The sequence below is a fragment of the Phenylobacterium sp. genome, from assembly GCF_035475775.1.
In the GTDB taxonomy this organism is placed as follows: domain Bacteria; phylum Pseudomonadota; class Alphaproteobacteria; order Caulobacterales; family Caulobacteraceae; genus Phenylobacterium.
This window is the reverse complement of the sequence record NZ_DATIMC010000040.1, coordinates 13,639-27,304: the sequence shown is the minus strand read 5'-3', so window position 1 is coordinate 27,304 and position 13,666 is coordinate 13,639. Positions and strand designations below refer to the sequence as shown.

9 protein-coding genes are annotated in these 13,666 nt (G+C 73.9%); 6 read left to right on the top strand and 3 right to left on the bottom strand.

The window, feature by feature from the left end:
- Positions 1 to 216: 216 nt before the first annotated feature.
- Positions 217 to 1,863, bottom strand: coding sequence for a S8 family serine peptidase (locus VLI41_RS04935; RefSeq protein ID WP_325266945.1), 1,647 nt, complete (start codon positions 1,861 to 1,863; stop codon positions 217 to 219).
- Between the two features lie 119 nt (positions 1,864 to 1,982).
- On the opposite strand from VLI41_RS04935, the gene VLI41_RS04930 reads away from it, so the two are divergent.
- The gene (locus VLI41_RS04930) at positions 1,983 to 2,477 is read left to right on the top strand and encodes a sigma-70 family RNA polymerase sigma factor (protein ID WP_325266944.1); all 495 of its coding nucleotides are present in this window, start codon (positions 1,983 to 1,985) and stop codon (positions 2,475 to 2,477) included.
- Complete coding sequence (locus VLI41_RS04925) at positions 2,474 to 3,151, top strand: anti-sigma factor (RefSeq protein WP_325266943.1); 678 nt, start codon at positions 2,474 to 2,476, stop codon at positions 3,149 to 3,151. Before VLI41_RS04930 ends, VLI41_RS04925 begins: the two co-directional genes overlap by 4 nt.
- 255 nt (positions 3,152 to 3,406) lie before the next feature.
- Here VLI41_RS04925 and VLI41_RS04920 read toward each other — a convergent pair whose 3' ends face one another.
- The gene (locus VLI41_RS04920) at positions 3,407 to 5,188 is read right to left on the bottom strand and encodes a patatin-like phospholipase family protein (RefSeq protein WP_325266942.1); all 1,782 of its coding nucleotides are present in this window, start codon (positions 5,186 to 5,188) and stop codon (positions 3,407 to 3,409) included.
- 140 nt (positions 5,189 to 5,328) lie between these two features.
- Here VLI41_RS04920 and VLI41_RS04915 point away from each other — a divergent pair, with 140 nt between their 5' ends.
- The 4 genes from VLI41_RS04915 to VLI41_RS04900 all read left to right on the top strand — a co-directional run bounded on the left by VLI41_RS04915 (position 5,329) and on the right by VLI41_RS04900 (position 12,766).
- Positions 5,329 to 6,171: an enoyl-CoA hydratase-related protein gene (locus VLI41_RS04915; RefSeq protein ID WP_325266941.1), complete on the top strand. Its 843-nt coding sequence runs from the start codon at positions 5,329 to 5,331 to the stop codon at positions 6,169 to 6,171.
- Positions 6,172 to 6,282: 111 nt separating this feature from the next.
- Positions 6,283 to 6,690: a DUF1489 domain-containing protein gene (locus VLI41_RS04910; protein WP_325266940.1), complete on the top strand. Its 408-nt coding sequence runs from the start codon at positions 6,283 to 6,285 to the stop codon at positions 6,688 to 6,690.
- Between the two features lie 74 nt (positions 6,691 to 6,764).
- The gene (locus VLI41_RS04905) at positions 6,765 to 8,549 is read left to right on the top strand and encodes an autotransporter assembly complex family protein (RefSeq protein WP_325266939.1); all 1,785 of its coding nucleotides are present in this window, start codon (positions 6,765 to 6,767) and stop codon (positions 8,547 to 8,549) included.
- A gap of 38 nt (positions 8,550 to 8,587) precedes the next feature.
- Positions 8,588 to 12,766 carry a translocation/assembly module TamB domain-containing protein gene (locus tag VLI41_RS04900; protein ID WP_325266938.1) on the top strand — a complete coding sequence of 1,393 codons (4,179 nt, stop codon included), beginning with the start codon at positions 8,588 to 8,590 and terminating at the stop codon, positions 12,764 to 12,766.
- Here VLI41_RS04900 and phhA read toward each other — a convergent pair.
- The gene (phhA, locus tag VLI41_RS04895) at positions 12,763 to 13,641 is read right to left on the bottom strand and encodes a phenylalanine 4-monooxygenase (RefSeq protein WP_325266946.1); all 879 of its coding nucleotides are present in this window, start codon (positions 13,639 to 13,641) and stop codon (positions 12,763 to 12,765) included. The two genes, VLI41_RS04900 and phhA, sit on opposite strands and share 4 nt — an antisense overlap.
- Positions 13,642 to 13,666: the final 25 nt, after the last annotated feature.

Below are 13,666 nucleotides of genomic sequence, written 5' to 3'. Positions count from 1 at the left end.
GATCGCTCCGGCGGCCCGGCGCCGGGCGCGCGCCCGGCAGACTCGGATGAGTCTCTCCACGACCGGTCGCAGCTCGTTCCAGCGCGTCCACGGCTCCGTCAGGCCTGCGCCGGATCCGCGGCGGAGCGGCCCGGGATCTGGGGATGGTCGGGAAGCTCCAGGCGTCCGAACGATCCGGCGGCCGGGTTTCATCCGACTCTCGAGCTCGGCGTGTCTTCAGGGGCCGCGCAGGGCCAGGCGGGCGTGGACCAGGCTCGGCGGCGTGCGCAGATCGAGACCGACCACGCCGCGCCCGTAGAGCCGGTCCTGGCCGCGCGGGCCGACATCGACCGCTTCGCGTCCGAGCCCGGCGAGCGCGCGCGCGGCGGCGGCCGGACTGGGCTCCGGTTCCAGCCGCGCCAGCAGGCCGGCGGCGATCGGCGCGGCGAAGGAGGTCCCGCGCACCGCCACGAAGCCGCCGTCCAGGCCCGCGGCGGCCATGTCGGATCCCGGCGCGGCGAAGTCGACGTGGACCGCGCGGCCGGCCTCGGGAAGCAGGCGCCGACGGGCGTCCACCGCGGTGACCGCGACCACGCCGGGATAGCTCGCGGGATAGAGCGGCGGCGCGGCCGGGCCGTCGTTGCCCACCGCGGCGACCACCAGGTGCCCGCGCGCGACCAGCGCCCTGACGGCCGCGGCCAGCAGCAGGTTGGGCGGGCCCACCAGGCTGATGTTGATCACCGGCGCCTTCACCTGGACCATCCAGGCGAGCGCGCGCGCGACGGCTTCGACCGATCCGCCGGTGGGCCTGCCGCCGTAGACGTCGGCGACATAGAGGCTGGCCCCCGGCGCGGCGCCGCGGAACGGGGGCTGGCGTCCGGCGAGCAGCGAGGCGACCGCCGTGGCGTGGGCGCTCGGAACCGGTGCGCCCGCGAAGCCCCGCTGCACGATCCTGGCGCCGGAGAGCGCCGCCAGGTTGAGCGCGACGCCGCCGTCCACCAGGCCCACCCGCAGGCCCGCAGCCGGCGACCCGACAGGCTTGCTCGCCCGCCGGGGCGCGCCGCGCCTGGCCGCCGTGACCACGCCGCTTTCCTGATAGAGGTGGTTGAGGTCGTACTGGCCCTGCGGATCGAGTGCGCGGATGCGCCGCAGCGCCTCGGGCGCGCCGACGCCCTTGGGCGCCAGGAGCACCACCGACTGAAGGCCCAGCTCCGGCAGGCTCTCGCTGGCGCCGACCTGGAAGCCGGCCTTGCGCGCCTTGGCCAGAGCCGCCGCGTTCGCCCCGATCGCCAGCACCTCGCCCCGCACGACCGGAAAGCCGAGCGCGTCGGCCTCGACGGAGAGCGGGTGGTCGCGCAGCAACGCCCGGATCGTCGCCTGCCGGGCCTGGGTTCCAGGGACGACCACCTGGCCGGTCGCCGTCACGGCGTCCTCCACCTCGCGGCCGTCCCGACCGGCGCCCCGGCCTGCGGCGCGACCGCCGTGATCGCCGCGGCCGCCGTTCAGCCCGGGGCCTGGGCCGTGGTCATGCGAGTCGTCGCCGATCAACGCCCCCGCCGGGCCTGGCCCGTCGCCACCGGGGCCGCCGCCCCGGCCGCCATGATCGCCGCCATCCAGGCCGCCGGTTCCGGTCAGCGGCAGGGGCGCGGCGCTCGGACCGGGGCCGCCGCCGCGCAAGCCGCCGCCGAGGCCGCCCGGGCCGCCCGATCCTCCGCTGAGACCGCCCAGCGCGCCGCTGTGCGAGCCGCCGCCGTCGCTTCCGAGGCTGCCGTGATGGCCGCCTTCGAAACCCAGCGCCGCGGGCCCGCTCAGGCCGATCGCAGCCGCGGCGCTCATGGCGATCGCCAGGCGGCCCAGCATCTTTCGGCGGGAACGGTCAGCCATCGGGTCCCATCTAGGTAAGGCGGGGAGCGGGGCCTCCACCTTTAGCGCGCCGCAATTGTTCCGGTTCATGGATGAAACGCCGCAAGCCGGACGTTTCATCCCCAGACGAAGGCTGATCCTTGCACGGACTACAGCGCCAGATCGTCGAGGTCCTGCCTCGCCTGCGCCGGCTCGCCCGCGTGCTGGCGCGCGATGCTGCGGACGCCGACGACCTGGTGCAAGCGACCGTGGAGCGCGCGCTGGTCCATCAGGGTCAGTGGCGGCCCGGGACCCGCCTGGACAGTTGGATGTTTCGGATCATGAAGAACGCCTGGATCGACGAGAGCCGCGCCCGCAACCGGCGGGGCAGGGTGTTCGCGCCGGAGGCGCAAGGCGACGTCATAGGCCTCGATGGCGCGGCGGCCATGCAGGCCCGCCTGCAGGCCGGAGAGGTGGCGCGCGCGATGGCCAGGCTGCCCGACGAGCAGCGGCTCGCGGTCGCCCTCGTGCTGGTCGAAGGCCTCTCCTACAAGGAGGCGGCCGAGGTGCTGGAGGTGCCGGCCGGCACGCTCACCAGCCGGCTGGTGCGCGGCCGCATGGCGCTTCTCGCGGAGCTGGAAGGAGACGCCGCATGACCGGCGACGAACGCCTCATCGCCTTCGTGGACGGCGAGCTCGCGCCCGAGGAGGCGGCCCGCTTCGAGGCCGAGATGGCCGCCGATCCCGGGCTCGCGGCCCGGGTCGCCCGCCACCGGGCGCTCGCCGATCGTCTGAGCGCCATCTACGCCCCGGTGCTGGAAGAGCCGATCCCGCCGCAGCTTCTGAGCGCCGCCAGCGCCGCGAACGATGCGGCCCCGCGGGCTGCGCGCCGGCCGCCGCCGTGGGCGGCGCTCGCCGCGTCCCTGCTGGTCGGGGTGGTGGCCGGCCGGCTCGCCTGGCCCTCGTCCGCGCCGCTCGCCGAGGAAGGGGGCCGGCTGACCGCCACGGGCCATCTCGCCCGCGCCCTCTCGACCGGGCTCGCCGCGCAGCCTGGCGTGGTGAAGGTGGGCCTCACCTTCAGGACCGCCGACGGCCGCTACTGCCGCACCTTTGCGAGCACGCCGGATCGGCTGGCGGGCCTCGCCTGCCGCGACGACGGCCACTGGACCGCGCGCACGGTCACCGCCTGGGCGCCAAGGCCGCAGTCCGTCTATCGCCAGGCCGGCAGCGACACCCCGCCCGAAGTCCTGGCCTCGGTGGACAGCCTCATGGCCGGCGAGCCGCTCGATGCGGCCGCCGAGCGCGCCGCGCGCGACAAGGGGTGGAAGTAGGCCGGTCCAAGTCTCCCCAACAAAGCGAAAGGCCGCCCCGTTGTCGGGGGCGGCCTTTCCATAGTCGGACCGCAGCGCGGACCGAACCCTGCCAAACCGGTGGCTTAGGCGCGGACCTCGTTCGCGGAGGCCCAGGTCACGGTTTCCGAACTACGGATGAAACTATGAGACACTGGATCACCTCCTTTCGCTTGTTGAACAGGACAGGGTGAATATGGGGCGGTTCGCGCCCGGCCGCAAACCCTGCGATCGGCCTCAGCGCCCAACGGCCCGCAGCGGCGGCGCGTGCGCCTGTTCCACGAGGCTCGGCCGGCGGCGCAGGTCCTGCACGGGCCGGTCCAGCTTGTCCAAGGCCTCGAGGGTCGCCCGGTAGCCGGCCGCCACGGCGTCGTCATAGGCGCTCCAGTCGCGGATCTCGATCTTCGACACATCGGGCAGGATCAGCACATCGGTCGCGGCGCGCGCGGCGGCGAGGTCCGGTCCCGTGGAGAGCGTCGCGGCCCGCATCAGCACCGAGACGATCGGCGGGCCCTTGCGCCACTGGCCGGACCAGAGCCAGCGCCAGATGGAGGCCGGCAGGGCCACGTCCTGGGCGGTGATGCTGCGCGAGGCGGTGACGTCGACGCCCACCACCGGGCCCAGATGGATCGAGCGCATGATGTCGGCGGGGAAGTTCTTGAGCACCGCCCCGTCCACCAGCACCTCGTCGTGGTCGGTGGCCGGCGGCAGGATGCCCGGCAGCGAGATCGAGGCCCTGAGCGCCCGCCGCACGAGGCCGCTCTTGTGCAGCTGGTAGGCGCCGGTGGTCAGGTTGGTGGAGACGCAGAAGAACGGCAGCCACAGATCGGCGATCTGGGTGTCGCCGTAGTTGTGCGCGAGCCGCTCGGAGACCTTCACCCCGTGGGTCATGGCGAGCAGCGGAAAGGCGATGTCGTCGAGCGGGCTGGAGTTCACGAAGGCGTCGCGGATGCGCCGGTCGGCCTCCTCGTCGTCCCAGCCCATCGCCAGCCCGGCGGCGACGATCGCGCCCATCGAGACGCCGCCCACGAAGTCGATCGGCACATCCCGCTCGTGCAGGGCGCGGATCGCGCCCACGTGGGCGTAGGCCCGCGCCGCGCCGCCGGAGAGCACCAGGCCCACCGACTGGCCGGTCAGCACCCGGGCGATCCGCTGCAGGTCCGGCGCGTGCTCGCGGCGGATGTGGAACAGCCGCGCCGGCTCGGTGGCGTCGAGCCAGGCCTGCGATCCCGCCGGCCGCTCCAGCGTCGCGGGCTGCAGCAGGATGAGGTCGACGAGCTGCTGCGCCTGCAGGGGCGAGCGCATGTGGCGCTCCGAGGGCCTCTGCGGCTTGCGGTCGCCGCGGCCCACCCGGAACAGCCGGTCCACCTGCCGCGAGACGAGCTGGCGCCATCCGCCTTCGCTCGCCTCGGCGACGTAGAGCACGAAATCGTAGGTCCGCTCGACCTCGGAGAACCACTCGGTGGGCGCGCTCTGCGCCTCCGCCCCGATGCAGGTCCACGAATAGCCCAGCCGGCCGATCTCGCGGCCGATCGCCTCGACCAGCCTGCGCAGCGCGCCGGGCTGGCCGATCGGCACGAAGCCGAACACCGAAGGCTCGCCCATGGGGCCCCGCTGCGCCGCCTGGCGGGTGCGCAGGATCATCAGCCGGGCGAGCTCGGTCATCACGCTGGCGTCGGATTCCGCCGCCTCGAAGAACACCTCGCGCGGCAGGGCGAAGAGCTCGGAATCGCGCAGCGCCACGACGTCGGCCGAATGCGGCGCGCCGGCGATCAGCGACATCTCGCCGGCCGGCTCGCCCGGCCGGATGACGCCCAGGAACTGCGGCTCGCGGCCCGGTTCGCGGCGGAACGCGCCGAGCCTGCCGGTCCTCAGGAAGAACAGCTGGTCGGCGGGATCGCCGGCCGAGTAGAGCGGCTGACCGCCGGGCAGGGAGAACCAGCTCGCCGCCCCCTGGGCGCGCTCCTGGCCGAACAGCCGCGCCAGCGCCGAATCTTCTGGAATCTCAGGCAGGCCCACGCGGCGAGCTTAACCCGCCGGAAGAGTCGCGGCCATGCACGAGGCCCGGCCCGATGAATTGCCGCGCCCGCCGGGCTGCGGCGCCCTAGAAACGGTTGCGGCGTTCTAGCCAGCGCGCGCACGTCGAAGAGGAGCCCGCCATGCCCAACCCGATCGCCGATCCGATGGTCGAGTTGCCGGACGTCAGCACCACGCCGGATCTGGTGCGCATCGAGGCGACGCTCGAAGGCGCGGCCACGGTGGTCCTGAACCGGCCGGACAAGAGGAACGCGCTGAACGCCGACCTGATCTCCGCGCTGTCCGACGCCCTGGAGACCCTGCACGGGGCGGAGGGCGTGCGGGTCGTCTTCCTGCGTGGCGCGGGCGGGACCTTCTCGGCTGGGGCCGACCTGGCCTGGATGGGCGAGGCCATGGGGCTCACCGAGGCCGACAACCGCGAGGACGCCATGGCCATGGCGGTGATGCTCAAGCGCCTGTGGGACCTGCCGGCGCTCACCGTGGCGCTGATCGAGGGCGCGGCGTTCGGCGGCGGGGCGGGTCTGGCGGCGGTCTGCGACCTGGCGATCGCCACGCGCGAGACGCGGTTCAGCTTCTCCGAGGTGAAGCTCGGCCTGATTCCGGCGACCGTCAGCCCTTACGTGATCGCCGCCATCGGCCCGCGCGCGGCGCGCGGCCTGTTCGCCTCGGGCGAGGGATTCGACGCGGACTACGCCCAGCGCATCGGCCTGGTCACCGACGTGGTCGCCGACGCCGCCGCCCTGGAGGCCGCCCAGGCGCGCATCGCGGCCGAGACCCTCGCCTGCGCGCCCGGCGCCATGGAAGCCGCCAAGCGCCTGGTCGACGACCTCGCGGGCAAGGACATCGACCACGGCCTGATGGAGGACACCGCCCGCCGCATCGCCGCCATCCGAGTCTCCGAGGAGGCCCAGGAAGGCGTGGCTGCCTTCCTCGAGCGCCGCAAGCCCCGCTGGGCGGAGCAATAGCTTTGTCCGTCATGAGCGGGACAAGCTCCGGGGATGAGGTCGCCGGAGCGGGACGCCGGGCTGACGGGTCGCACTTCTCAAGCCGTCCCGAGGCGCCGTAAGCCTGCCGGCATGGCCCTGCACATGATCAAGCTCTGCGTCGGCGCGGGGACGATCGAGGCGCTCCTCGACTGGCGGCGCACGCACCAGGCGGGCGAGAGCTGGACGCTGCGCACCCGCCAGACGCCCAAGCGCGCGGCCGAGCTGGTCGACGGCGGCTCGCTCTACCGGGTGTTCAAGGGGGTGATCCTCTGCCGCCAGCGGATTCTCGAGGTCCGCACGGTGGGCGAGGGCGCCGCCGCCCGCTGCGAGATGACCCTCGACGAGGCGGTGGTGCGGGTGGTCCCGACCCCGCGCCGCGCGTTCCAGGGCTGGCGCTACCTGCAGCCGAAGGACGCCCCGGCCGACCTCTCGGCCGAGGCGTTCGGGGAGGTCCCCTCCGCGCTCGCCCGCCAGTTGCGCGAGCTGGGCGCCTGGTGAGCTGACGACCGGTGGGGCTGACAGGGAGGCCCCCCGCGGCTACACCGCTCGGGGGCGCCTAGAGGATTTGCGGCTTGGGTCGACTGCTCTACGCCGTCGCCGCCACGGCGGCCGTGTGCGCCCAGGCCGGCGCGGCGCACGCCTGGGCGGCCCAGCCCCGCGCCCTGGTCCGCGGCGACCTGGATCCGGCGCTGAGGGCCGAGATCGTGCGCGCGGTTGGCGAGACCGACCGCCCGGTCGACAACCGCTTCGAGGCGCGCCGCCGCGCCAACGCGGCCGCCGAGGACGCGATCGCCGTGCTGCGCTCGGAGGGCTACTACGCCTATGTCGTCGAGCCGGACGTCGGCGAAGGCGATACGCCGGTCCCGGCCATCGAGGTGACGCCAGGGCCGCGGTTCGTGCTGACCTCGCCGGTGATCGACTGGGTCGGCCCGCCGCCGGACGCGGAGGCGGAGCGCGCCGCGCTCGCGGCCCTGGCGCTGACGCCCGGGGCGCCGGCCCGCGCCGCCGACGTGGTGAGCGCCGAGGGGCGCGCCGTCGCGGTGGTGCAGCAGCGCGGCTATGCCGACGCCAAGGCCCAGCCGCGCGAGGTCGTCGTCGATCACGCCGATCACAGCCTGCATGCGACCTACCGGCTGGCCGCCGGCGCGCCGGTCCGGCTGGACGGGATCCGGCTCTCGGCCAAGGGCCGCACCGACACGGCCTGGCTGCAGCGTCTCGCGCCGTGGCGCACCGGCGAGGCCTACCAGCCGAAGGACGTGGCCGAGCTCGAGCGGCGCCTCCTGGACACCGGCGTCTATGACGAGGTCACCGTCGCCCTCGCCCCGATCGCCCAGACCACGCCGGACGGGCTGCGGCCGGTGGTGGTGAGCCTCGCCGAGCGCAAGCGCCACACCATCGAGGCGGGGGCCAGCTACGGCACCAACGAGGGACCCGGGGCCGACCTGCGCTGGACGCGCTACAATTTCCTCGGCCGCGCCGACACGCTCACGCTCCTGGCGCGCGCCTCGAAGCTCGACAGCCGCGCCGAGGCCGATCTCAGCCTGCCGCACTGGCGAATGCCCGACCAGACGCTGACGCTCTCCAGCGCCCTCTACGCGAGCAACACCGACGCCTTCGACGTGGCCGGGATCAACCTGCACGCCGACGCCCAGCACCACTTCACCAAGACCTCCTGGCTCACCTTCGGGGCGTCGATCGACTTCAGCCGCACCCGGGAGCTCAAGCCCGGCACGCTCACCCCCCTCGGACGCGACGTGCTGGCTCTGGGCACGCTCGCCGACCTCTCGCTGGACCGCTCCGACGATCCGCTCAATCCGACGCACGGCTGGCGGCTCTCGGGACGCGCGGAGCCCACCCTGCTCGCCGGCCGCGGGACCACGCCCTATCTGAAGCTCCAGGCGCAGGGGAGCTATTACCTGCCGCTGGATCCGCAGGCGCGCACGGTGGTGGCCGCGCGCCTGCATGCGGGCACGATCATCGACGGGAGCGTCGGCGACATCCCCGCGCCGCAGCGATTCTATGCAGGCGGCGGCGGCTCGGTGCGGGGCTTCGCCTTCCAGGCGGTCGGGCCCCGGCTGCCCGACAACACGCCGCAGGGCGGGCTCTCGCTGCTGGAAGGCTCGCTGGAGGTGCGCCATCGGCTCACCCGCGACTGGGGGCTCGTCGCCTTCGTGGACGCGGGCGATGTCGGCTCGACCGCGACCCCGCAGTTCCGCGACCTCGGCGTCGGCGCAGGGCTCGGCGTGCGCTACAACTTGGGCTTCGCACCGATCCGCGTCGACGTGGCCGCGCCGGTGAGCGGCCGGCGCGGCGGCGCGCCGTTCCAGATCTACGTCAGCATCGGGCAGAGCTTTTGACCGGGGGTGACGACAGGCTCCAGGGCGCGGCCGACGCCGTGCAGAACGCCGCAGAGGCCGCGCAGGAGGCCGCCGGCGTCGCCGCCGAGGCCGTGCGTCGCAACTGGCCGCGGCTGGTCGCCATCGTCGCGCTGGCCGTCGTCCTGACGCTCGCCGCGCTGATCGCCGCCATGCGCTACGGCGTGCTGCTGCCGCAGGCCCGGCTGCTCATCCAGGCCGCCACCAACGGGCTGGAGGTGGGCCGCTTCGGCCGGCTGCAGGTCCAGGGACTCTCGGGGGATATCTGGAGCGACCTCTCGGTGGCCCGCCTCACCCTGCGCGACGAGAGAGGGGTCTGGCTCGAAGCCGACGACGTGCATCTGAAGTGGCGCTACCTCGAGCTCCTCAGGCGCAACTTCCAGGCCGACGACATCGAGGTCGGCGACCTGAAGCTGATCCGCCGCCCAACCCTCCGTCCCGGCGGCGAGGCGGGCGGCCTGCCGCTCTCGTTCCATGTCGACCGGGCCCGCGCCCGTCTCGATCTGCTTCCGGATTTCTCTTACGTGCGAGGAGTCTACGACCTAGACTTCAACTTCGACGTGGAGCGGAGCGGGGCCGAGCGGGGGCGGGTGCGGGCCGCCAGCGTGCTGCATCCGGGCGACCACCTGAACGCCGACTTCGACCTCTCCAAGTCCCGGCCGCTGGTGCTGCAGGTGGATGCCGTGGAAGCCCAGGGCGGGGCGCTGGCGGGCGCGCTCGGCCTGCCCGCCCAGCAGCCGTTCAGCCTGAGGATCGTCGCCGGCGGGCGCACCTCGGCCGGCCGCTTCACCGCCGTCGCCGCCTCCGGGAGCCTTCGCCCGCTCGAGGCCGAAGGCGCGTGGACGCCGCTCGCCGGCCAGGCCAGCGGCCGCATCTCGCTCACCGCCTCGTCGCTGACCGCGCCCTACGCCCGCCGCTTCGGACCGGAGGCGGCGTTCACGCTCTCGGGACGCAAGGCGGGGCCGAGCCTGTTCGCCCTGCAGGGCCGGCTCGCCGCGCAGAACCTGACCGTCGCGGCCAGCGGCCTGGGCGACCTCGGCGAGCGCAAGCTCGGGCCGCAGGGGCTTTCCCTCAGCCTCGCCGCCGCCGACCTCGGCCGCATCGTCGGCGCCCCGCGGCTGGGCGCGGCGCACGTCACCGGCGTGCTGACCGCAAGTCCAGGCGGCTGGCGCTACGCCGGGCAGGCCGCGGCCGGCCCGGCCGCGCTCGGCGCCTACAGCCTGGCCCGCGCGGCCGGACCCTTCGTGCTGACCCGCAGCCGTGGCGACACCGGCCTGATGATGAACCTGGCCGGCGCGGGCGGCCGTGGCGCGGGCTTCATCGCCACGGCTTTCGGGGGAACGCCCAAAGCCGTCGTCGAAGGCGCCCGGCTGGCAGACGGCAGGCTCGCCCTGCGCCGCCTGGAGATCACCGGTTCGGGCCTGAAGCTGCTGGCCTCCGGCGGGCGCAGCCTGCTGGGCGGGCTCACCTTCAAGGGCCAGGCGAGCCTCTCGAACCTGGCGGCGGCGCGGGTGGGCGCATCGGGCGCGGCCCAGGCGACCTGGTCGGCCGTGCAGGCTCGCGCCGGTCAGCCCTGGACGGTGAGCCTCGACGCCCGCGGCGAGCGGTTCGCGACCGGCTATCCGGAGCTCGACCGCCTGCTGGGCGCGCGGCCCGTCCTGAAGGCGCAGGCCAATGTCGAGGACAAGCGCATCGCGGTCGGCCAGGCCGTGCTCACCGGGGCCAACCTGACGGCGACCACCGCCGGCGTGCTGGGCCGCGGCGACGGCGCGCTCTCCTTCAAGCTCGACTGGTCTGCGAGCGGCCCGTTCCACGCCGGCCCCGTGGAGATCGCCGGCAGGGCGCGCGGCGACGGCGCGGTCACCGGCTCGCTGGGCGCGCCGCGGGCCGATCTGGTGGCGCACCTGGAGAGCGTCGACCTGCCGCGTCTGCCGCTGAAGAACGCCGACCTCACCCTGAGCTTCATGCGCCGGCCCGACGGCGCCAGCGGCCTGATCGCCGCGACCGCCGCCAGCGCCTACGGCCCGGCGCGCGGCCGCTCCGCCTTCCGCTTCCCGCAGGGCGGCGTGGACCTGACCGACCTCTCGGTGGATGCGGGCGGCGTCAGGGCGTCGGGCTCGCTCTCGCTCCGGCGGAGCACCGCCTCGGCGGCCGATCTGGAGGTCGCGATCGGCAAGGGCGCCTTCCTCGACGCCGGCCGGGTCGCCGGCCACATGAAGATCGCCGATGCGCCCGGCGGCCCGCACGCGACCCTGGCGCTCGACGCCCAGAACGCCCGCGCGCCAGGCTCGGAGATCCTGGTGCGGGTGGCGAGGCTTGGCGCCGAGGGTCCGCTGGCCAGGCTGCCCTATGCGCTCTCCGCGGAGGGAACCTCGCCGCAGGGCAAGTGGGGCGCGCGCGGGCGCGGCGTGTTCGGCGAGGCGCAGCCCGGCTATTCGGCCACCTTCGACGGCTCGGGCCAGCTCGGCGGCCGCAATCTGCGCACCGCGGAGACCGCCGCGTTCCGCTTCGGGGGGCCGGAGCGCACCGCCCGGCTGCGCCTGGCGGCCTCCGACGGCGGCCACATCGATCTCGACGCCCGGCTCACGGACCAGACCGCCGATGTGCGCGCCCAGGTGGCCGACCTCGGGCTGCAGATGCTCGACGAGGACCTGGCGGGCCGGATCGACGCCACGCTAACGCTCAACGGCCGGGGCGGGCGGCTCGACGGAGGGCTCGACGCCCGTCTGGCCGGCGCGCGGGGCCGCGGCGCGGCCGCCGCCTCGGGGGTCGACGGGACGCTGCGCGGCCGCATCGCCGGCGGAACCCTTGAGCTGACGGCGAACGGAGCCAACGCCCAGGGATTGAAGGCCGACGCCGACCTGGTGCTGCCCGCCGCCGCCTCCGCCGCGCCCTTCCGCTTCGCCCTGGATCGCACCCGGCCGATGCGCGGGCGCTTCTCGGCGCGGGGCGAGGTCCGGCCGCTGTGGGACCTGCTGGTGGGCGGCGAGCGAAGCCTTTCGGGCAAGGTGCAGACCCAGGGCACGCTCGGCGGGACGCTGGCCGACCCGACCGCCTCGGGCCAGATCGCCGTCGACGATGGCCGCTTCGACGACGGGCAGACCGGGCTGTCGCTGCGTCAGGTCTCGCTTCGCGCCGTCTTCGCGCGCGAGGTGGTCGACGTCACCCAGGCGAGCGGCGTCGATGGCCGCGGCGGCGCGGTTACGGGGCTGGGGCGGATCAGCCTGGAGCGCAACGGGACCTCCAGTTTCCGCCTGAACCTCAAGGGCTTCCGCCTGATCGACAACGAGTTCGGAACCGCCTCGGCCAGCGGCCAGGCGACCATCGACAGGTCTGCTGACGGCAAGGTGAGATTGTCCGGCAATCTACTGATAGATCAAGCCAATCTCAACGCCCGGCTGCCCAATCCGACCGGCGTGGTGACCATCGATGTGGTCGAGAAGAACCGGCCAGCCGATCTGCCGGCCTCCATTCCGCCGCCGCAGCTGGGCGGGCAGGGGTGGCGACTGGACGTGGGGCTGCGCGCGCCGGGCCGCATCTTCCTGAAGGGGCGCGGCTTGAACGTCGAGATGTCGCTCGACGCCCATGTGGGCGGCTCGACCTCCGCGCCGCTGCTCACCGGCACGGCGCACGTGGTGCGCGGCGACTACGACTTCGCCGGCAAGCGCTTCGAGTTCGACCCGACCAGCGTGGTCTATCTCTCGACCCACGCGCGCGCGATCCGCCTGGAGCTCCTGGCCACGCGCTCCGACCCCTCGCTGACCGCCTCCATCCGCATCCGTGGCACGGCGGACAAGCCGGAGATCACGCTCACCTCCTCGCCCGCCCTGCCGCAGGACGAGATCCTCTCGCAGGTGCTGTTCGGCCGCTCGGCCTCGCAGCTCTCCGGCCTCGAGGCGGCGCAGGTGGCGAGCGCAATCTCTTCCGTGGCCGGCGGCGGCGGCCTCGACGTGATCGGAAACCTGCGGCTGTTCGCCGGGCTCGACCGCCTGGCGCTCGGCGGCGATTCCCAATCGGGCGCAACAATTTCAGGCGGCAAGTATCTGAGGGAGAATGTCTATCTCGAACTCACCGGCGGCGGCCGGACAGGGCCTTCGGCGCAGGTCGAATGGCGTGTGAAACGCGACCTCTCGATCGTCTCCAAGGTCGCCGGCCAGGGCGAAGGCAACCTCTCGATCCGCTGGCGCCGGGACTACTAGGCGGCCTTCCCCGTCCGTCCGCCGGCTCGCGCGTAGCCCTGCGTGCCCCGGGTGAAGACCCTGTCGCCCGGCTCGATGGCGGCGAGCGGGATGTCGGCGGCCTTGGCGAGGCGCGCATAGAGCGGGGCGAAATCGGTGTTCACCGTCACGTCCAGCAGGCTCTGCAGCGACGGGATCACGAAATAGGTCTGCTGGAAATCGTCGATCCGGTAGGGCGTTCGCATCACCCGCTCCAGGTCGAAGCCGAGGCGGTTGGGGGAGGGGTCGTCGAGCGCGAAGCGGCTCTCGGCGTGGCTGGAGACGATGCCGGCGCCGTAGATCCGCAGCCCCTGAGGCGTCTCCAGCAGACCGAACTCCACGGTGTACCAGTAGAGCCGCGCGAGATTGCGCAGCCGGCCGAGGTGCAGCGCGCGCAGGCCGCCTTGCCCGTACGCCGCCATGTAGTCGGCGAACACCGGGTCGGTGAGCATCGGCACGTGGCCGAACACGTCGTGGAAGACATCCGGCTCCTGCAGGTAGTCGAGCTGATCCGGCCTGCGGATGAACTGGCCGGCCGGGAAGCGGCGGTTCGCCAGGTGCTCGAAGAAGACGTCGTCGGGCACGAGGCCGGGCACGGCGACGACCGTCCAGCCGGTCAGCCGCCGAAGCTCTTCGTTGATCCTGGCGAAGTCGGGAATGCCGGTGCGGTGCAGGTCGAGCGCGTCGAGCCCCTTGAGGAAGGGTTCGCACGCGCGGCCGGGCAGGAGCTGCGCCTGGCGTTCGTAGAGCGTGATCCAGACCTGGTGCTCGGCCTCGGTGTAGCGATCCCAGGCCTGGTCGATGGTCCAGTCGGCCCGCGCGCCGGGCGGGGGGCCGGAAGGGGCGTCCGCGCTCATGGGCATGAGAATGGCCCCGTTTGCC

Bases quoted from the DNA above. Each gene is read 5' to 3' on its own strand.
- VLI41_RS04925 (WP_325266943.1), top strand. From the start codon at position 2,474: ATGACCGGCGACGAACGCCTCATCGCCTTCGTGGACGGCGAGCTCGCG.
- VLI41_RS04915 (WP_325266941.1), top strand. From the start codon at position 5,329: ATGCCCAACCCGATCGCCGATCCGATGGTCGAGTTGCCGGACGTCAGC.
- VLI41_RS04935 (WP_325266945.1), bottom strand. From the start codon at position 1,863: ATGGCTGACCGTTCCCGCCGAAAGATGCTGGGCCGCCTGGCGATCGCC.
- VLI41_RS04910 (WP_325266940.1), top strand. From the start codon at position 6,283: ATGGCCCTGCACATGATCAAGCTCTGCGTCGGCGCGGGGACGATCGAG.
- phhA (WP_325266946.1), bottom strand. From the start codon at position 13,641: ATGAGCGCGGACGCCCCTTCCGGCCCCCCGCCCGGCGCGCGGGCCGAC.